Raw genomic sequence first — 18962 nt, 5'->3', positions numbered from 1 at the left:
TCTGTCGTTTTCCAAAGAGGAACCGCCTTGAAGAATTCCCTTACTGCGGCCGGCGCCTTGGCCGTCGCCGTCATGCTGTCCGCGTGTAGCCCCGACCAGCCCACCGTGCAGGCGCCACGACCGGTGCACACCGCTGCAATCAGCTACGACAATGCCAGCGACATCAGTCGCTATGTGGGCACCGTACAGTCGCGACATGAAGTCGACCAGGCCTTCCGCGTGGGCGGCAAGGTAGCCCAGCGCAAGGTCGATGTAGGCCAGTTTGTGCGTGAAGGCGACATCTTGGCTGTGCTGGATGACAGTGACTACCGTCTCGCTGAGGAAGCATCGCGACAACAGTGGTCGGTTGCCGTCGAGCAGACGCGCCAAGCCGACTCGGACCGCCAGCGCCTGACCGCGCTGAAGGCTGACGGCTCGGTCAGCGCGGCCGACGCCGAGCGCGCGCAGACCAATGCCCAAACCGCGCATGCGACCGCCGAGGCCGAGGCGCGAAAGCTCGAACTCGCGCGCAACCGGCTCAAGTACACCGTGCTGCGCGCCTCGCGCAGCGGCGTCGTCACGGCTGTCCGCTTTGAGGCCGGACAGGTCGTACCGGAGGGGCAACCGGTTGTCTTGATCGCGAATCCGGGCGAATCCGAGATCGTCATCGATGTGCCCGAGGATCAACTGGCCGTATTCAAGGACGCGCGTTTCAAGGCCTCGCTGGCCAGTGCGCCGAACGAGATCTTCGAGGTCACGTTGCGTGAGCTGTCGCCACAGGCTGCAGCACAGACGCGCACCTATCGCGCGCGACTCAAGCCGTTGCAGGCGTTGCCGCTGGGCGCCACCGCCACGGTGATTGCCGAGCGAGTCATGACAAGTGTCTCTGTGGCGGCAGTGCCAGCCACGGCATTGACGCAGATCGGCGGTCAGCCGGCGCTGTGGGTGGTCACGCCCACGGGCAAGGATCCGGTTGGCATCGTCGATCTGGAGCGTGTGGCAGTTTGGGGTTACCGCAATGACTCGGTACTCGTCTCCGGGCCCCAGGCAGGCGTATTGGTCATCACCGCCGGCGTACAGAAGATGACGTCCGGACTGAAGGTCGCGCTCCCCGATGTTGCGATCGTTGACGCGAATACCACGCAGCAGGCCGCCCGATGAACAACTTCAACCTCACCGACTGGGCGTTGCGCCATCGCGCCATCGTCCTCTTCATGCTCCTCATTGTCGCAGCGGCCGGCGCCTTCAGCTTCACCAAGCTCGGCCAACTCGAGGATCCGAACTTTTCTGTTCCGTCCATGACCGCCATGGTCATCTGGCCGGGTGCCACTGCCCAGCAGTTGCAGGACCAGGTCCTCAACCGCATGGAGAAGAAATTCGAGCAGATCGACAACTTCGAGAAGGTGGTCACCTACGCGCGCCAAGGCTATGCAGGGATGACGCTCACCGTGCGCGGCGGCACTTCCAAGGCTGACCAGCGAGAAGCCTGGTACCAGGCGCGCAAGAAACTCAACGACCTGAGCCTCGAGATGCCTGACGGCGTAATCGGCCCGATCTTGAACGACGAGTACGGCGACGTGTATGGCCTGATGTACGCCATCAAGGGCGACGGTGTCGGCCACGCCGACCTGTCGGACGCGGCCGAGGACATCAAGCGCCAGATGCTGAAGGTGCCGATGGTCAAGAAGATCGATCTCATCGGCAAGCAGGCCAAGCGTGTCTACGTCGAGTTCTCGCACGAGCGCCTGGCAGCGCTGGGCATTACACCGCTGACCATCGCCGAAAGCCTCAAGAGCCAGAACGCGATGTTGCCCGCAGGCCAGATTGACACCCGCGGCGACCGCGTCATGGTGCGCGTGAGTGGCCAATTCGCCAGCGAAGAGGCCATCCGCAACGTGCCCATCTCCGCGGGCGGCCGGCTGATCAAGCTCGGCGACATCGCAACCGTTACACGTGGCTTCGAGGATCCGCCGACCTACACGGTACGTCACAACGGCCAGCCAGTGCTGATGCTCGGCATCACAATGACCAGCGACGGCAACATCGTGGACCTCGGCAAGGCAATGGACACGGCAGTCGCCAAGATTCAGTCAGAACTTCCGCACGGCGTGGAGCTGGAGCTGGTGGCTGACCAGCCAACCACGGTAAAGGATGCAATCCTGGACTTCGGGCGCGCGCTGGCCGAGGCGCTGATTATCGTGATCGCGGTGAGCCTGGCCAGCCTGGGCTGGCGCGCAGGCCTCGTGGTCGCGGCCACGGTGCCGCTGGTGTTGGGCGGCGTGGCGCTGGTGATGTTGGCGATGGGCTGGAACCTCGAGCGCATCTCGCTCGGCTCACTGATTATCGCCTTGGGGCTTTTGGTGGATGACGCCATCATCGCCATCGAAATGATGGTGGCGAAGATGGAAACCGGCATGGACCGCGTCAAAGCGGCCGCCTTCTCCTATCAGTCCACCGCCATGCCGCGCCTGACCGGCGCACTCATCACCGTCGTGGGCTTCCTGCCGATCGGCCTCTCAAAATCCACCACCGGCGAGTACGCGGGCGGCATTTTCTGGATCGTCGGTGCCGCGGTGCTGTTCTCGTGGATCTGTTCCGGCATCTTCACACCGTACCTGGCGGTCAAGATGCTGCCCAACGACTTGGGCAAGCATCAGCACGCTGATCCGCACGACACCAAGTTCTACCGCAGCCTGCGCCGCCTGATCGACGCCGCCATCGAGCGCCGCTGGGTGGTCATCGGCGCGACGGTTGGCGCTCTGGTGCTTGCTCTGGCCTGTATCAAGCTGGTGCCGCAGCAATTCTTCCCCAACAGTTCGCGTCCGGAACTGGTCATAGACCTGCGCGTCAAGGAAGGCTCTTCGTTTGCCGCGACGACCGAGCAGGTCAAGCACATGGAGGAGATCCTGGCGAAGGACGAGGACGTGCGTTTCTATACCGCCTACACCGGCGCCGGGGCACCGCGTTTCTATCTCTCGCTCAACCCCGAGCTGCCCAATCCGGGTTTTGCCCAGTTCGTTGTGATGACCAAAGATCTGGATGCACGCGAGCGGGTACGTGCGCGGCTGGTGGCCTCGGCTGATCAACAATTCCCACAGGCATGGGTACGCGTGACCCGGCTCGAGTTGGGGCCTCCTGTCGGCTACCCGGTACAGTTCCGCATCGTAGGGCCTGATACCCAGAAGGTGCGCCAGATCGCCCGAGACGTGGAGAAGGTGGTTGCGTCCAACCCGAAGGTGCGCGACCTCCAGCTCGACTGGAACGACCCGGTGCGTACGCTGAAAGTGGAGCTTGATCAGGACAAGGCGAGCGCGCTTGGCCTCACGCCAGCCGAGGTGTCATTGGCGACCCAGACCGTGATGAACGGCGCAACCCTGTCGCAGCTGCGTGAGCGCGAGGACCTGATCGACATCGTTGCCCGTGCCGTGCCAGAGGAACGCTTGAATCTCGACACACTGAAAAACATCAACCTTTACACACGCCAGGGCACTGTGGTGCCGCTGTCGCAGGTCGCACAGGTGCGCTCAGAACTGGAAGAGCCGGTACTGTGGCGCCGCAACCGAGACATGGCGATCACTGTGCGTGCCGACGTGAAGGATGGTGAGCAGGGTGTATCGGTGACGCAGGAAATCCTGCCGTTGCTTAAGGACATCGAAGTCAAGCTGCCGACCGGTTACCGCATCGATGTGGGCGGAGCGGTTGAGGAAAGTGACAAGGCCAACAAGGCGTTACTCGCGGTGGCTCCGCTGATGTTAATCACCATCCTGCTGTTACTCATGCTGCAACTGCAGAACTTCTCCCGCATGTGGATGGTGATGCTGACTGCACCGCTGGGTTTGATCGGTGTGGTGCCGGCGCTGCTGGTGTTTCAGTCGCCGCTGGGCTTCGTCGCGATCCTGGGCATCATCGCTCTGGGTGGCATGATCATGCGGAACGCGGTGATCCTGATCGATCAAGTGCAAATCGAGATCGCCGAGGGGCGCGACCCGTGGAATGCTGTGCTGGATGCTGCCATTCACCGAGCGCGTCCGGTGATGCTGACGGCCCTGGCCACCGTACTCGCCATGGTCCCGCTCACCCGTAGTGTGTTTTGGGGGCCGATGGCGATCGCGATCATGGGCGGCCTCACTGTGGCGACATTGCTGACGATTTTCTTTGTCCCTGCGTTGTACGCCGCATGGTTCAAGGTGGGTCGCCAGACGGCCGCTGATACCCAACAGGTAAAGGGGAGGGTCGCGCTTGCTTCTGAGTGAGCAGTCCATGGCGCCGGGCCCCCGATACCACCGAATTAGAGAAGTTGTTCAGCGCCGTTTCTGAAAACAACCAAGATCAGCCGTGAGGGCCCTGCAAACGTTACTTTCTTTTGCCCCCTCGCGGCTCACAGGAAAGGCTGATGGCCCGAGCTACTGACAACAGACAGCAATCGGCCAACAGTATCCGGTCGTCAAACCGGTCTTATCGCTGCTGAAAAGCTACATTAACCCCGAGCGCAACTAACAAGGTTCCTATTGTTTTCCCTTCCCACCGACGTAGCCTTGAAAGGCCCCAAAAACAACAAGCCAAGTACCGCGCATTGACTCAAGGATGAGCCTGATTCCGGGTGACCCAAAGCCGAGGTTCGCTTTCGCTGCGAGGTTCAGATGTCAGAAGGTCCTGGTTCAATCATTGAATCGCGCCCTGCCCTTCTTCCATCGAAAGTCGCTAGCTTTGACCAGCGTGGCGAGATTATGGCCGACCCCGGTTTGCTTGCGGCACAGGGTGCAATGGCAGCGATAAAAAAATCGCGGTTCAACCCCCAGGGAAAAGCGTACAGCCCCACAAAGACATTGTCCTGATGCCATGGGTATGGGACCGGCCAGCACGGCTATATTCCACTTTGTGCATCACTTGCAGCATCGCTCACCCACCCGGCAAAAACACGATGCCGTAATCTCCACATCAGCCCGCTCCATGGCCAGGTCAAGCCGAATCTTCGCCGCCGCGGCTTCAGCGTCCCGTCCCAGGCGTTTCAGGCATTCCACGTATCCGTGGAGGCTCCACACATTGTCCAGATGCCAGGACGCGCGGCTGAGGGTGTTGTCCAGTCCGAGATCGGCCCGATAGGCCTGCAAGGCTTCTTCTACCCTGCCCTGTTCCAGAAGCAGCGCGCCCAGGGCATGCCTGACCGGTTGCATCCAGCCCCATGGCTCGTCATAAGGCAGGTTGTCGTCCAATGCCAGTGCCTCGCGCAGGTAGGCAAACGCGTTGTCGTAGTTACCTTTGCGGTACTCGATTTCGCCGCGCAGCATGGCGCTGGCCACTGCCAGGATGTCGAGGCAGGTGTTGTTGAAGATGTAACGTGTTGGCGGCACTCGGGTCAGGGCATTGATGAAGAGCTGCTGTTCGGTTTCCGCGGCGGCGACATGCCCGCAGGCCGCGTGCGCCACGCCTCTGGCGTAATGCAGCATCGCCGTGGTCACGCAGTACAGTGCCTGGTCGTTCGGCAGCGGCGTGGCGAGTAGGTCCTGCCATTTGCCAAAGCGGATCTGCACGTGGACCTTCATCGACACAAAGCCTTCCAGCCAGTCGGCCATGGGTGGCTGCTCCACGCGCAGCAGTTCTTCCTTGATGGTCGCGATCAATTGATCGGCGGCCTCCAGGGCCGGTTGGTACTGCCCGAGGAGCATCGCCGAATAGAGTTTGAAGTGGTAGTTGTGGCTTCGATACAGGGTGTAGAAGTTAAGCGGCCCTTCCTGTTGCAGGTATTGGCTGTCGGCCTGGATCGCCCGACTGTTGGTGATCATGGCCCCACGGTAATCACCGCAGAGCACATCGATGTGCGACGGCATATGACGCAAATGCCCGGCATCCGGCACCAGGTCACGCAGGACGTCACCGGCGCGCAACGCCCGCTCCGGGTAAGGCGACATTTCCATCGTGTGGACGTACATGTGCAGCACGCCCGGGTGCGGCGCATCGCCGTGCTGCTCCATCCGCCGCAGCGTTTTCTCCAGCACGGCCACCGCCTCCAGGGTGTCGGCGCCCGGTGCCGGCGCACCGGTTTTCAGGTCCCATAATTGCCAGGGCGTGCGGTCGATCAACGCTTCGGCAAACAGCGCAACGACGTCGGGATCGTCAGGGAAGGCTTTGTAGACATCGCGCATCGACGCCGCGTAGTCGTCGTTCCAGCCGAAGAGTTGCTCAAGGCTGATCGCTTCATCAGCCTGGTAGCGCTTGTCCAACGCCCGAATCAGCGCCTGCTCGACCGGTTTTGCGCCGTCTAGATGCGCCAGCGCGGTGTGCGTCGCCAGTCGGGCACGGGCCACGGCTTCTTTCAATTCTTGTTCGATGAACGCATCCCAGCGCTTGTTGTAATTGGGGCCCGAGGCGTAGGCGATGCCCCAGTAGGCCATCGCGCACTCGCTGTCGTGTTCGGCTGCCTTGTGGAAACAGCGAATGGATTCGTCGTGGTTGTAGCCGTAACACCAGATCAGACCTCGATCGAACCAGAGTTGGGTCTGGGGTGAGCTCGTCGTCACCAGGCGACTGTAGGTGCCTAAATCGTAATAGTCGTGCATCGGTTTATCCTCTCGACCAGAGCATGAAACCTCGCAGGAAATGCTTGTAGACGGGGACGGATGAAGCGGTCTGATTTCCTGGAGACCGTTGATAGCTGAGGAGGTAAAGCATACCCCGGTGATCGTGGGTTATCGGTGTAGCCGACGACAGGTTTGCGACAGCTGATATTCCGGGTTTGTGGAGTAAATGAAAACGGGCGCCAAGGGGGCGCCCGTTTTTTGTTGGTGTGTTGGGTCTTACCAACTGCCGTAAGGGATGCCGTACTTCTGCACGTAGCGCTTGGAATTCTCGGATTGCGGGTAATAGTTACCGTCAGCCTTACCAAGATGCGGCCCCAACGGCTCAATCTCCGCTTGGGCGCGAGCAACTTTGACTGCCTTCATGCATTTGTCCGAGACCCACACCTGCGCAATTCCGCCGGGAGCAAGGCCAACGTAGACCAGCGCTATAGTGCCAGCTGGTTCTTCAGGCTCTGCCGGACACGGATCATTCACCGTCGCACGCATGATCTCCCGAGCCTCTTCGGGTATATCGATCCAGACCCGGTAGGTTTTTGATTCGACAACGGACTGCCAACGAACGTAGATACGTTTTGGCAAGTCGGCGCCAACGACTTCCCGAATGTTCCCGGTGATTTGGCCCCATCCCCGAGCGGACTCGGTGCCGTCTTCAGGCTCGTTCCCCGCTGCCGTGCCGCCGCCGGTACGGCGGATTAATTTGCCGGTGATATCTTCGACTTGGCTGTCTTCGACCCAAACCTTCATGTAATTCGGTTGGTTGAAGCTGAGGCTCCACCATTTTCTAGTGAGTTCGCTATTTAAAGGGGCACCTGAAGCCTGACACCCTGTCACAAACCACACGCCAATCAATAAAATCAACGCACGCATCAAAACACTCTCCAGCTAGAGTCCGCCAAATGAGGATGGCGCACACGCACACCACTTTCAGTTGGCGCGTTGGTGTAGCGTATGTTCACCCCTCGCTCTCGACTCCCACCTACTGGATTACTCCAGTTTGCAGACATGTGGATGTATTTAAGCCTCAACATCTTTTCTTCTTCAGTCGTTGGCTCGTAGTTTCCGGCGAGAACCCTATCGCAAAAAGGCTGTAGCTCAGTTGGAACGCTGTAAGCGGGGTCGCTTTCGTCGATCACATAAAACTGCACACCTTTCTCCTTCGCCAATTTATGCATCAAATGCAGATACACCACTGACAGCTTGCCACTGACCGAACGCTTTAACTGCAAACCTGCGTACGCCCGGACCTGCTTGAACCCGGTGGTCTGCTCTGCCTTCGGCAAGCGGCTCGGTTCCGGGGTCACAATTTCCAGCATTGTCTTCGGCCAGCCGTTGGCGATCCACTTGGCTTTTTGCTGCTGGGCGTCACGATAAATTGAAGTGGTTTGAATATCTGCGCCCTCTCGTATCGTAAGGGCCTGCATAGGGCTGACCAGTACGCACTCCTCCACTTCCTCCCGATAACCTCCACCGACATCCGAGTGCACACCGGGAACAGATATTTCTGTGTGTGCGGGGATGACCGTGCTTAACGCGAAGTTGGCTCGAATTTCATCTCGCGCGGTCAACTGAACAACATCGGTAAAGTACTTTCGATCAAGGTAAAGCTTGATCCCCGGCGCTACCGGGCTCTGGATGTTACCAATGTTTGTGACCCCCGCGACCGAAGGAACGGTATCGAACAGACCGATAAACCCCATGATGATTTCGCTGTGGTACTGACCACCAAAACTTGAGCTGAAGCCCTTCGGGTTGCTACGCAGCACTTCGCCCAAAGGACCTTGTTTGCAACGTAAGATTTCATTGGCGAAATGTCGGGCAGCGGCAGCACCTCGACTGAACCCAAAGGTGTCGAAGGTGAGCGATGTGATATCGCTACCAGGGTTACGATCTGCCACTTCCTTGATCAGTGTTTTCATGGCGACAAACGCTTTTTGTACCTTCCCCGCGACACCGGCATCACCTCGTCCAGTGGCCGCAGCCCCCATGCTGTCTTCAGCGCCTGCATCCGTACCGATTCCATCGACATACAAACTGCGATGTACGAGCTTGGCTGAACCACCGCTGCCGGCTAATTCCGATGTTGGATAAAGCTCATAGAGCTTGAAGACATTACTGACATCGTTGCCATAACTGCCTTCAGGGTCCGTCATATACGGCTTACAACTCGCATCAACATCCGCTGGCCGGATCGGATGATGCGCGCCGCAAAGCAGCCCCGAGGCCGAGTTGCCCGCATTGTTCAGCGTCCCGTCAAAGAACACCCCAATGCGCAGCGCGACCCTGACTTTTTCTTTCGCTGGCGCCGGTGCCTTGCCGTGTTTCTCGTATTCCGCCCAGCGCTGGGCATGGATGTCGACGGGCTTGGCTTGGTCGTATCGGTAGTTTTTCGGGGGGTTGGGGACGTATCCACTCATTCCTTGATCACCTGGCTCCTTGGTACAGCGGGCGCTGAGGGTGCCACTGTGGATCCAATCAAGCAATGCGTAGCCAGAGGCCATCACCCAATGGAAATTGAACGTCGTCCATCCATTGCCGACGTCGATAGTCACCATCAATTCAATGAAGTTCTCATAAAAAATCCGCGGCGTAAGATCGGCTCCATACCAAACAACTACACCCCGGAGCACACCATCATGAAACGCCAAATCCTTCTCAGCATCGCTTTCTCGGTTTTTGCAGTTAACGCTTTCGCCGCTTCCTCTGCGCACCCGGTTGTCGCTGAAGGCGGCTCGGATCGTCTGATTGAAAGTCGTGTGGCTGAGGGTGGTTCGGATCGTTTGATCGAGAACCGCGTTGCCGAAGGTGGTTCCGACCGTCTGATCGAAAACCGCGTTGCCGAAGGTGGGTCCGACCGTCTGATCGAAAGCCGCGCTGCATAAATGCATGGTTTCATCGCAATACTTAACGAAAAGCCCGGCCTCATCAGCCGGGCTTTTTCGTTCACAACGCCAACCCAACTATCCATGCACATGGATAGTCATGGCAGTTTTAACGGCTATTGATCCTCCATTCCGTCTATTAGCATCGGCAACAGGTAGAAGCCTCTGCCGACAATCGAACTGAACAGAGAAACACAATGAACAAGCCCGAGTTTTTTGTTACCCCCGGCTATGGGGAAACGCTCCTCAATGCGTTGCACTACTCGCAAGCCGTAAAAATTGGCGATCGCGTGGAGACTTCTGGTCAGGGCGGTTGAAACGACGAACTGCAGATTCCCGAATCGATCGAGGACGAGATTGCTCAGGCGTTTCAAAACCTGGAGCGAACCCTGGCGACGGCGGGTGCCAGTTGGGAGCATGTGGTCCACATCAACTCTTATCATGTGGGAGGTTTCCCCCCGATAGTCAACGAGACGATGGCCAGGTTGTATCGCCACTACATGCCCAACCACGCTCCCATCTGGACGCAACTCGGAGTCGCGGTGCTTGGTCTTCCGACGATGCGCATTGAAATCCGCGTTACCGCCATTGTTCCTTGAGTTTCAATGAGCGGACGGCTCTTCTCTGAATGTCTGAATCACCCAATCGATAAAAACCTTTAGCCGGGCATTTTGATGTCGATTGGGTGGATAGAGGATATGAAACTGCATGGCGGGTCGAGACCAGTCTTCCAAAACGGCAACTAACTCGCCAGCGTCCAGACAGGGCTGAACAATGCGCCTGAAGTGCTGCCCGATACCGAGGCCCGCGAGCATCATTTCTTTAAGGCCATTGCCGTCATTTGTCGAAAATTCGCAGTCACCGACTTCATATCGATGAGTGCCGTTCTCGAAAATCAAGGGTTCCGGTTTACCCGTCGCGGCAAAGAAGTAGCCTGCCTGAACATGGTTAGTCTGGAGATCATTGGGGGAAGAAGGCATTCCCACGCGTTCGAGGTAAGCGGGGGCCGCGCAGGTCACGTAGTGAAGGTCGACAAGCTTGCGGCCGATCATCGTCATGTCATCCAGTTCACCGGCACGAATCACACAATCCACGCCCTCGCCAACGATACTCACTGGCCGGTCGCTGATGCCTAAGGCAATGGTGATATCGGGATACTCGCGATGAAACGCAGGCAACGCGGGAATCAGCAGGCAATTGGCGAATGAGGCTGGCGCATCGATCCGCAGGTGTCCGCCAGGCTTGAGCTTTTTACCACGCGCGGCGGTGTCCACAGAGTCCAGCTCGGCAATCAGACGCGTCACATGACTGTAGTATTCCAACCCGTCCGATGTGGCGGCGACCGCACGGGTGGTTCGGTGCATCAGCTGGATGCCAAGATGCTTTTCGAGGTCGGTTATCAACTTGCTGACCGTCGAACGCGGAAGCGCCAGCTGGTCTGCAGCCCGGCTGAAAGAGCCTGTTTCCACAACACGTACAAAAGCACGCATTGCTAAAAGTTGGTTCACTGTGGTCTACCCGCTTCATGATGAACATGCAGCCGTACTGTCCATGAATCTGCACAGTGATGACTGAAATCAGTAGGTTTGTTGTAAGTTTCAGTCTAACTCAGCGGGCGCTCCAGGCGATGTATGCTTGGCGCCCCTATGTGATACACAACACCTGATTGTGTGAGTCCTGACGAGGTTTTGCTTATGCCCCGCTCCCCACGCATCCCGCAACTGCTGACCTGCGCCCTCATCGTTTTATTCGCTGGCAGCGCTCAGGCGAGCACACCCTCCCCGGTGCCCGAGAGTTTACAACCGCTGCTGGTGACGATGAACGAGCGCCTGAGCATTGGGGATCTGGTGGCGCTGACCAAGTGGGACAGTGGCAAACCGATCCAGGACAGTGCCCGTGAAGCGCAAGTCATCGCCAACGCCAGGAAGATGGCCGTTAAACGAAAACTGGACCCGGAACAGGTCGCCGAGTTGATCGCCGCACAGATTGAAGCCAACAAGCTCGTGCAGTACGGGCTTATCGCTAATTGGCGGGCGGCCGGCAAGGCGCCTGACACACCGCGGCCGGACCTCGCCAGGCAGATCAGGCCCCAACTGGATGAGCTGCAAAGCCGTCTGTTGCAGCAATACGCTGAGTTCGCGCCCTACCGCAAAGACCCGAACTGCCCGGACTGGCTGGGCGAGGCGCGCGCCGGCCTGATCAAGGACCAACTGCATGGTCAGGCATTGATACGCGCAACCGGGGAGCTGTGTGTCGCCGATCAGTGACAGGCCGACGGCGGTCTCGGTCAGCCATTGACTGCATCAATAGTCACCATTAACTCAATGAAGTTCTCTTAAAAACTCCGGGGCGTAACATCTCCTCCATACCAAACAACTACACCTCGGAGCACACCATCATGAAACGCCAAATCATTCTCAGCATCGCTTTCTCGGTTTTTGCAGTTAACGCTTTCGCCGCGACCTCTGCTCACCCGGTTGTCGCTGAAGGCGGCTCGGATCGTCTGATTGAAAGTCGTGTGGCTGAGGGTGGTTCCGATCGTCTGATCGAAAACCGCGTTGCTGAAGGTGGCTCCGACCGTCTGATCGAAAACCGCGTTGCTGAAGGCGGTTCCGACCGTCTGATCGAAAACCGCGTTGCCTGAATGAATGGCTTCACAGCGGTACCCAACCAAAAGCCCGGCCTAACCCGCCGGGCTTTTTTCTTAAGCTACTTTTAGTACATTCGCATAGCCACCAGTTGATCCTGGCGGCACTATTCAAGTCTTGCGGCAAGCCATCGGGCGACACTGCATGTGCAACACTGAAGCGTTTTACAGAACAACAAAAATACAGGAGTTGAAAATGTCTGAACTGAACCTGCACCCCAACGCCGCACACGCCCTGAAGCTATGGCACGACATGATCCGCAAGGGTGACTTGAGCGCCCTGCCCGAGTTGTTGGACCCGCAAGCAGTATTCCGCTCGCCGATGGCCCACACGCCCTACCCGGGAGCGGCCGTGGTATCGATGATTCTGAACACGGTCGTCAAAGTATTTGAGGATTTTGTCTATCACCGGGAACTGTCGACAGCCGACGGCTTGAGCGTCGTCCTGGAGTTCAGCGCCAAAGTCAGCGGCAAAGAGTTAAAGGGTATCGACATGATCCGATTCAATGAGCAGGGAAAAATCGTTGAGTTCGAGGTGATGGTCCGCCCATTCAGTGCCTTGCAAGCCTTGGGCGAGCAAATGGGACAACGCCTTGGCGCTTATCTGGCGGCCAGCAAAGCCTGATAGCGTTGCATCGTTTGGGGCGAGGTGCTGCGACTTAGCGCCTCGCTTGCGGGGGCAGATCGCGATCAAGGCGCACTGGCAACCCGGAAGAACTGATTGTCGGGCCACACCCTTGGTTCCGGGATCCCGGACTATCCTTTCATGCGGTCGCCGCGTTTGCCTTCTTCCGCGGCGACACCAGAGCAGCCAAATCCGCGTGTCTCCTGATCTGGAGGTATCCCATGAGCGATAGCACCGAAGTCACGTCCTTCACCGGCTGGGCCGCAATGGCGGCCGGCGCGCCACTGGAGCGTTACAGCTACGACCCCGGTCCATTGGGGGATGAGGAGGTGGAAGTCGCCGTGGAATATTGCGGCGTCTGCCACTCCGACCAGTCGCTGATCGATAACGAATGGGGCGTCAGCCACTACCCTTTTATCCCTGGCCACGAGGTGGTCGGCAGCATTGTGCGAGTGGGTGCGCAGGTCCGCGGCCTCCAAGTAGGTCAACGGGTGGGCATTGGTTGGTACAAGGGCAGTTGCATGCATTGCTCCTCGTGCATCGGCGGCGCCCACCATCTGTGCGGCACCGCCAAACCCACCATCATCGGTAGCAACGGAGGCTTCGCTGACCGGCTGCGTTCGCACTGGGCCTGGGCGCTGGCGATACCGGGCGAGCTCGACCCGTCGATGGCCGGGCCGCTGTTTTGCGCCGGTTCGACGGTGTTCAACCCGCTGGTGGAGTTCGGTATCAAACCCACTGACCGGGTCGGCGTGGTGGGCATCGGCGGCCTCGGTCATCTGGCACTGCGCTTCCTCAACGCGTGGGGCTGCGAGGTCACGGCGTTTACCTCGTCGTTGAACAAGACGGACGAAGCCCGGCGCCTGGGCGCGCACAACGTCGTCGCCTCGACCGATACTGACGCGTTGAACGCCATTGCCGGCACCCTGGATTTCCTGCTGGTGACCGCCAACGCCAACCTCGACTGGACGGCCATGCTCGCCACCCTGCGCGGCAAGGGTCGCCTGCACTTTGTCGGTATCGTGCCCGACGCTATTCCCGTGCATGTGTTCAACCTGATTCCTCAACAAAAGACCTTGTCCGCCTCGCCGGTCGGCTCGCCGAGTACCACGGCGACCATGCTGGAATTTTGCGCACGCCATCAGATCCTGCCGCAAGTCGAGCTCTTTCCCATGAGCCGGGTCAACGAAGCGATCGATCACCTGCGCAGCGGCAAGGCGCGTTACCGCGTTGTGCTGGATGCGAGCAAATGACGGACCAACGCCGATATGGAAAACCAGACACCCGAGCCTCAATCCGTCGATAGCCTCATCACCAGCAGCGCGATTTTTATCGTGGCGACATTGGCGCCCGGTGCCGACGCTGCCGATGAAGTGCGCGCCTGGTGTGCAGACATCGCGGGGCTCGTGCGCTCGGTCGGCAAGCGGGTTCCCGGCGGCAATCTGTCATGCGTCTGCGGCTTTGGTGCCACCGTGTGATAACGGGACAGATTCATTTGCTTTGACGCTGTCGGCTGCGCCTCGGCCCCTGCGGCAACGCACAATTTTTACTCGAAACGGCTTATTCCCTGTCTTTCGTATTACGGATGAGGTTGTCCCGTAATTTCACAATGGCTTTCTGCATTTGCACGAAGTCGTCGGGATCAAGATCGGTTTGCGGGAAGCCTTCTTCCGTGAGGCCTTCACGCAGTTTTCGCCCCTCGTTTGTAAGGCTGATGCGTACCTGGCGTTCGTCTTCCGGGTCGCGCTGGCGCAGCAGATAACCCATCGCTTCCAGTTTCTTCAGGATCGGCGTGAGGGTGTTGGATTCGAGAAACAGCTTTTCGCCAAGGCTGCCAACGGTCTGGTTGTCTTCCTCCCACAGCACAACGAGGGTGATGTATTGCGTATAGGTGAGTCCGAGCCGTTCGAGCATTGGCTTGTAAGCCTTGCCGAACGCGAGGTTAGAGGAATAGACCGCAAAACACAGGAAGTCGGAAAGCTTCAAGTCGAGGGCAGCTGTCTTTTTGGTGGATTTCATGAGCATTCTCTGTGGCCAAAGACGGATGGACTGCAAAGCCAGACTATACATCGCATGCGATGGTATCGGAAGTGCTCGTTGTGTTGGCCGTAGTCAACACGGTGATGGCCGACGACTGGTTCACCGGGAATGCTCCTTGAGTTGCACGGTTCGGATCACTTTCACGCACGACGATCAACAATCCGAACCGAGCCATCCTGATCATTACAAGATCAGTACTTCGATGCCTGTGGGCCTGTCACTTACCTCATCAACTTGAACCCTGCCCGGACTTCCTTTGAGAAAAGCTCCGGCTGCTCCCATGCAGCAAAGTGCCCGCCTTTGGGGAGCTCGTTGTAATGCACCAGTTTGGGATAGGCCTTCTGCGACCAACTTTTCGGCGCCGCATACAGTTCATCAGGAAACACACTAACCGCAACCGGGATGTTGACGCCCTTGACGGCGAAGAATGTTGATTTGTTCTCCCAATAGAGCCGCCCTGAGGAAACGGCCGTTTTGGTCAGCCAGAACAACGTGATGTTGTCGAGGACGTCGTCGGGAGTAAGGCCTTCCGGTTGCCCGTCAATGGAACGCGCAATCATCTCGTAGCTTTTAGGATCGTGATCAAGCATGAAGGCCGCCAAACCAACGGGTGAATCATTGAGACCGGTCAGCGACTGAGGCCGATCACCCATCATGATTGCGTAACCGATGTGCTTGTAAGTAGTGGCGAGTTGATCGGCCGCTCGCTTCTCTTCCTCAGAAGACCACTGGGTACCGGGTCGCCGCGAAACAACGCCGCATCAAGTTCAGGTGGAATTACGCCGGGCATGTTCGGGGCATCCCCTGGCGGGAGCTCGCTCAGTGCGCGACCTGGCCGAGAGCGAGTGGGTCAGCGTCCGGCCGGCGGGAGTCGTCGGTAGCGCGGAGAACCATCTGATAGAACTGTTCAAAGCCCAAGGCTTACCCCCTCCGAAGATCGCGATCACGACCTAATCGCTGCTGGAAATCCTGCACATCATTTCCGAGACCGATTACCTGACCATAGAACCCAGCATGCTTCCCGAGATGAAGCTATTTTCCTCGTCGCTCATCAGCATTTCGATTCGGGAGCGTATGCGCTAACACAACCTCCAGGGGATGGCGCAATTGCACGTTGGCCAAGCGCTTTACCTGACTGCGACAGGAGTATCCCGTTGCCAGCGCCTCGCTCTTTTCGTTCAGCTTGCCGGCCCAGGACTGCTCGAAAATGGTCCGCGAGGTGTCCTGGTTTCGAGCTTCGTGGCCATAGGTTCCGGACATGCCGCAACAGCCGGTCGCCTCGGTTTTCAGCTTGAGCCCGAGCCGGGCAAAAACGGCTTCCCATTGCGAAGTGCTGGCAGGGACATTGGTTTTCTCAGTGCAGTGCGCCAACAAACGAAATGTCCCGGTCGCGGGATGCGGCTGTTCAGGCAGCACATCGAAGAGCCACTCCTGAGGCAGCAAGACCGTCGGGCACTCGTTGAGCCCCGGCACTTTCTGATATTCCTGGCGATAGACCAGCGTCATCGCCGGGTCCAGCCCCACCAGCGGGACACCGCAGTCGGCGAGCGCCTTGAGTTGATTGCCGTTGCGGATGGCCGCCTTGGCGAAGGCACCGAGAAAACCCTGCACGTGCAAAGGCTTGCCGTTGGCGCTATAGGGCGCCAGGAACACCCGATAGCCCAGCTGATGCGCCAACTGGATAAAGCTCGCCAGCAGCGGCGTTTCGAAGTAACGGGTAAAGGCGTCCTGCACCAACACCACGCTGCGCTCACGTTGCGCGACAGTGAGCTCGCGCAAGACTGACACACTGGCGACAGCGACCTTGCAGCGGGTCAGCGTGGCCTGCAAGTCATGGCGGTGGATCAACGGACTGTCGAGCATGCCGACCTGTCTCTCAAGCAGGCGGCTCACCCATTTCGAGCCCATTATCGCGTTGTATAAACCTGGCACGTAGGCCATGTAGGGAATGGTGAACTCCAGCGAGCCAATCAGATAGTCGCGCAGCGGGCGTTGATAACGACCGTGGTACAGCTCCAGAAATCGCGAACGGAACTCCGGCACGTTGACCTTGACCGGGCATTGTCCCGCGCAGGATTTACAGGCCAGACACCCCGCCATTGCATCGTAGACTTCATGGGAGAAATCCGCCTCGCCACGTGAGCGCGCCAGGTTATTGCGCAGTCGCGCTGGCAAGCCGCTCAGCCACGCCAACTTGCCTCGGGCCGCTTGCAACACATCGATATTGGCCGCGCCTTGAAGACGCAACCACTCGCGAATCAATGACGCCCTGCCCTTCGGCGAATGCTGGCGTTCACTGGTGGCTTTCCACGACGGACACATCGCATCGTTGGGGTCGTAGTTGTAGCAAGCGCCGTTACCGTTGCAGTGCATGGCGGTGCCGAAACTTTGCCAGACGCGCTCGTCGATTTGCCGGTCCAGATCACCGCGCAGCGTCACTTCGTTGACCTTGAGCAAGCCTTGCGCGGCATCCGGCGGCGTGCAGATCTTGCCGGGGTTGAGCTGATTGTGCGGGTCGAACACCCCCTTGAGTGATTGCAGCGCCGGGTACAGTTCGCCAAAAAACGCGGGGACATATTCCGAGCGCAACCCCTTGCCGTGCTCGCCCCACAGCAGGCCGCCGTATCGCCGGGTCAGCTCGGCCACGGCATCGGAAATCGGCTTGACCAGCGCGGCCTGGGCCGGGTCTTTCATGTCCAGCGCCGGACGTACATGCAACACACCGGCATCGACGTGACCGAACATGCCATAGGCCAGGCCATGGCTGTCCAGCAAGGCGCGGAACTCAGCGATGTAGTCAGCCAGTTTCTCCGGCGGCACAGCGGTGTCTTCGACGAAAGGCTGTGGGCGAATCTCGCCGTCGACGTTGCCCAGCAACCCCACCGAGCGCTTGCGCATGGTGTAGACACGGCTCACGGCCTCGGCACCTTCGGCCAGCGTGTGGCCCAGGCGCTCGATCGTCGTGTCGGTCTGCAGATGCTCGACGAAGGACACCACGCGAGCGTTCACCTCCAGCGCGTCGTCGCCGCTGAATTCAACCAGGTTGATGCCCAGCGTCGGACGCCTGGCGTCGCTCGGAAAATACTCGGCAACGCTGTGCCAGACGATGTCTTTCATCGCCAGCAGCAGCACCTTGGAATCCACGGTTTCGATGGACAACGGCTTGTGCGCCAATAACGCATTGGCGTCGCGCAGTGCGTCCATGAAGCTGCCGTAGCGCACGTTCACCAACACTGAGTATTTGGGAATCGGCAGCACGTTGAGCTTGGCTTCGACGACGTAGCCCAACGAACCTTCCGCGCCGCACAAGACGCTGTTGAGGTTGAAACGGCCCTGCTCGTCGCGCAGGTGCGCCAGGTCGTAACCGGTCAGGCAGCGGTTGAGTTTGGGGAACACCGACTCGATCAGGTCAGCCTGGGTTTCCTGAATGTGCCGCGCAGTCCGGTACACCTCGCCGATGCGCCCGGGTTGCGTGCAGGCCACTTCCAGCTCCGCGTCGGACAGAGGCTGGCTGTGCAGACGCTCGCCACCGAGCAGCACACTGTGCAGTTCCAGGACGTGATCGCGGGTCTTGCCATAGGTGCAACTGCCCTGGCCGCTCGCGTCGGTGTTGATCATGCCGCCGACGGTGGCGCGGTTGGACGTCGACAGCTCCGGGGCGAAGAACAGCCCGTGGGGTTTTAGCGCGGCATTGAGCTGGTCCTTGACCACGCCCGCCTGCACCCGCACCCACCGCTCGGCGACGTTGATTTCGAGGATAGTGTTCATGTGTCGCGACAAGTCGACCACGATGCCATCAGTCAATGACTGGCCGTTGGTGCCGGTGCCACCGCCGCGCGGGGTCAGCTTGATCTGGCGAAAGCGTGGTTCGGCCATCAGGGTCGCGATTCGTGCAATGTCGTCTGCGTCCAGGGGAAACACCGCCGCTTGAGGCAGCCGCTGATAGATGGAGTTGTCGGTCGCCAGCACGGTGCGGGTGGCGTAGTCGGCGCTGAGCTGACCGCGGAAGCCGCTGGCACGCAGGGCTTGTAGAAATTCCGGGTACTGTGCCGCGAGTGCAACGGTGGGCAACTGAGCGATCATCGCAGGCTGTTCTCTTGTCGGTCTAATCACGGGAAAAATCAAAACACTTGTCGCCCGAGCATTAATGGGTCAGCCTCAGGTCGTTGGCTGCGCCAATGATCCTGCAGGTTCTGGCGCCGGACAAACGGATA

At 59.1% G+C, this 18962-nt stretch carries 12 protein-coding genes and 5 pseudogenes; 9 read left to right on the top strand and 8 right to left on the bottom strand.

The features are described 5' to 3' along the window. Positions 1 to 27 precede the first annotated feature (27 nt). Both ACIQV9_RS00160 and ACIQV9_RS00155 read left to right on the top strand, forming a co-directional pair. Positions 28 to 1140, top strand: coding sequence for an efflux RND transporter periplasmic adaptor subunit (locus ACIQV9_RS00160; protein ID WP_403096598.1), 1113 nt, complete (start codon positions 28 to 30; stop codon positions 1138 to 1140). Further along, entirely contained in the window at positions 1137 to 4232 is a 3096-nt protein-coding gene (locus tag ACIQV9_RS00155) for an efflux RND transporter permease subunit (RefSeq protein ID WP_403096596.1), read from the top strand. The genes ACIQV9_RS00160 and ACIQV9_RS00155 overlap by 4 nt, the downstream gene beginning before the upstream one ends. A 423-nt stretch (positions 4233 to 4655) precedes the next feature. Here the strand turns inward: ACIQV9_RS00155 and ACIQV9_RS00150 are convergent. The 4 genes and pseudogenes from ACIQV9_RS00150 to ACIQV9_RS00135 all read right to left on the bottom strand — a co-directional run. Continuing rightward, positions 4656 to 4820 (bottom strand): annotated as a pseudogene (locus tag ACIQV9_RS00150) (GFA family protein); the annotation flags it as partial. Between the two features lie 42 nt (positions 4821 to 4862). Then, positions 4863 to 6536, bottom strand: coding sequence for a hypothetical protein (locus ACIQV9_RS00145; RefSeq protein ID WP_403096593.1), 1674 nt, complete (start codon positions 6534 to 6536; stop codon positions 4863 to 4865). Between the two features lie 237 nt (positions 6537 to 6773). Then, positions 6774 to 7424: a DUF2931 family protein gene (locus tag ACIQV9_RS00140; RefSeq protein WP_403096590.1), complete on the bottom strand. Its 651-nt coding sequence runs from the start codon at positions 7422 to 7424 to the stop codon at positions 6774 to 6776. Then, the gene (locus ACIQV9_RS00135; RefSeq protein WP_403096588.1) at positions 7424 to 8971 is read right to left on the bottom strand and encodes a DUF2235 domain-containing protein; all 1548 of its coding nucleotides are present in this window, start codon (positions 8969 to 8971) and stop codon (positions 7424 to 7426) included. Before ACIQV9_RS00135 ends, ACIQV9_RS00140 begins: the two co-directional genes overlap by 1 nt. 219 nt (positions 8972 to 9190) lie before the next feature. On the opposite strand from ACIQV9_RS00135, the pseudogene ACIQV9_RS00130 reads away from it, so the two are divergent. Together ACIQV9_RS00130 and ACIQV9_RS00125 are read left to right on the top strand one after the other, a co-directional pair. Next, positions 9191 to 9433, top strand: a pseudogene (locus tag ACIQV9_RS00130) (phage infection protein); the annotation flags it as partial. 200 nt (positions 9434 to 9633) lie between these two features. Next, positions 9634 to 10035, top strand: a pseudogene (locus tag ACIQV9_RS00125) (RidA family protein). Between the two features lie 3 nt (positions 10036 to 10038). On the opposite strand, the gene ACIQV9_RS00120 reads toward ACIQV9_RS00125, so the two are convergent. Further along, positions 10039 to 10944: a LysR substrate-binding domain-containing protein gene (locus ACIQV9_RS00120; RefSeq protein ID WP_403096586.1), complete on the bottom strand. Its 906-nt coding sequence runs from the start codon at positions 10942 to 10944 to the stop codon at positions 10039 to 10041. Between the two features lie 186 nt (positions 10945 to 11130). On the opposite strand from ACIQV9_RS00120, the gene ACIQV9_RS00115 reads away from it, so the two are divergent. The 5 genes and pseudogenes from ACIQV9_RS00115 to ACIQV9_RS00095 form a co-directional block, all read left to right on the top strand. Next, positions 11131 to 11703: a chorismate mutase gene (locus tag ACIQV9_RS00115; RefSeq protein ID WP_403096581.1), complete on the top strand. Its 573-nt coding sequence runs from the start codon at positions 11131 to 11133 to the stop codon at positions 11701 to 11703. A gap of 131 nt (positions 11704 to 11834) precedes the next feature. Continuing rightward, positions 11835 to 12077 (top strand): annotated as a pseudogene (locus ACIQV9_RS00110) (phage infection protein); the annotation flags it as partial. 202 nt (positions 12078 to 12279) lie between these two features. Beyond that, the gene (locus ACIQV9_RS00105) at positions 12280 to 12708 is read left to right on the top strand and encodes a nuclear transport factor 2 family protein (RefSeq protein ID WP_403096578.1); all 429 of its coding nucleotides are present in this window, start codon (positions 12280 to 12282) and stop codon (positions 12706 to 12708) included. A 221-nt stretch (positions 12709 to 12929) separates the two neighbouring features. Beyond that, entirely contained in the window at positions 12930 to 13961 is a 1032-nt protein-coding gene (locus ACIQV9_RS00100) for an NAD(P)-dependent alcohol dehydrogenase (protein ID WP_403096576.1), read from the top strand. Positions 13962 to 13976: 15 nt separating this feature from the next. Beyond that, positions 13977 to 14177, top strand: a pseudogene (locus ACIQV9_RS00095) (peroxidase); the annotation flags it as partial. Positions 14178 to 14268: 91 nt separating this feature from the next. Here the strand turns inward: ACIQV9_RS00095 and ACIQV9_RS00090 are convergent. The 3 genes from ACIQV9_RS00090 to ACIQV9_RS00080 form a co-directional block, all read right to left on the bottom strand. Further along, positions 14269 to 14727, bottom strand: coding sequence for a MarR family winged helix-turn-helix transcriptional regulator (locus ACIQV9_RS00090; RefSeq protein WP_403096573.1), 459 nt, complete (start codon positions 14725 to 14727; stop codon positions 14269 to 14271). A gap of 242 nt (positions 14728 to 14969) precedes the next feature. Then, positions 14970 to 15404: a hypothetical protein gene (locus tag ACIQV9_RS00085; protein WP_403096570.1), complete on the bottom strand. Its 435-nt coding sequence runs from the start codon at positions 15402 to 15404 to the stop codon at positions 14970 to 14972. 376 nt (positions 15405 to 15780) lie between these two features. After that, on the bottom strand, positions 15781 to 18831 hold the full coding sequence (locus tag ACIQV9_RS00080; protein ID WP_403096568.1) for an FAD-binding and (Fe-S)-binding domain-containing protein: 3051 nt from the start codon (positions 18829 to 18831) through the stop codon (positions 15781 to 15783). Between the last annotated feature and the right edge of the window lie 131 nt (positions 18832 to 18962).

This window comes from Pseudomonas sp. NPDC099000 (genome assembly GCF_044759925.1).
Taxonomy (GTDB): Bacteria; Pseudomonadota; Gammaproteobacteria; order Pseudomonadales; family Pseudomonadaceae; genus Aquipseudomonas.
Note: the sequence above shows the minus strand (reverse complement) of the source record. Positions and strands in the feature narration are given on the sequence as shown.

What these genes read in the sequence shown, in the direction of transcription:
- ACIQV9_RS00155 (WP_403096596.1), top strand. Translation starts at nt 1,137, where the DNA reads ATGAACAACTTCAACCTCACCGACTGGGCGTTGCGCCATCGCGCCATC.
- ACIQV9_RS00145 (WP_403096593.1), bottom strand. Translation starts at nt 6,536, where the DNA reads ATGCACGACTATTACGATTTAGGCACCTACAGTCGCCTGGTGACGACG.
- ACIQV9_RS00140 (WP_403096590.1), bottom strand. Translation starts at nt 7,424, where the DNA reads ATGCGTGCGTTGATTTTATTGATTGGCGTGTGGTTTGTGACAGGGTGT.
- ACIQV9_RS00135 (WP_403096588.1), bottom strand. Translation starts at nt 8,971, where the DNA reads ATGAGTGGATACGTCCCCAACCCCCCGAAAAACTACCGATACGACCAA.
- ACIQV9_RS00115 (WP_403096581.1), top strand. Translation starts at nt 11,131, where the DNA reads ATGCCCCGCTCCCCACGCATCCCGCAACTGCTGACCTGCGCCCTCATC.
- ACIQV9_RS00105 (WP_403096578.1), top strand. Translation starts at nt 12,280, where the DNA reads ATGTCTGAACTGAACCTGCACCCCAACGCCGCACACGCCCTGAAGCTA.
- ACIQV9_RS00100 (WP_403096576.1), top strand. Translation starts at nt 12,930, where the DNA reads ATGAGCGATAGCACCGAAGTCACGTCCTTCACCGGCTGGGCCGCAATG.
- ACIQV9_RS00090 (WP_403096573.1), bottom strand. Translation starts at nt 14,727, where the DNA reads ATGAAATCCACCAAAAAGACAGCTGCCCTCGACTTGAAGCTTTCCGAC.
- ACIQV9_RS00085 (WP_403096570.1), bottom strand. Translation starts at nt 15,404, where the DNA reads ATGATGGGTGATCGGCCTCAGTCGCTGACCGGTCTCAATGATTCACCC.
- ACIQV9_RS00080 (WP_403096568.1), bottom strand. Translation starts at nt 18,831, where the DNA reads ATGATCGCTCAGTTGCCCACCGTTGCACTCGCGGCACAGTACCCGGAA.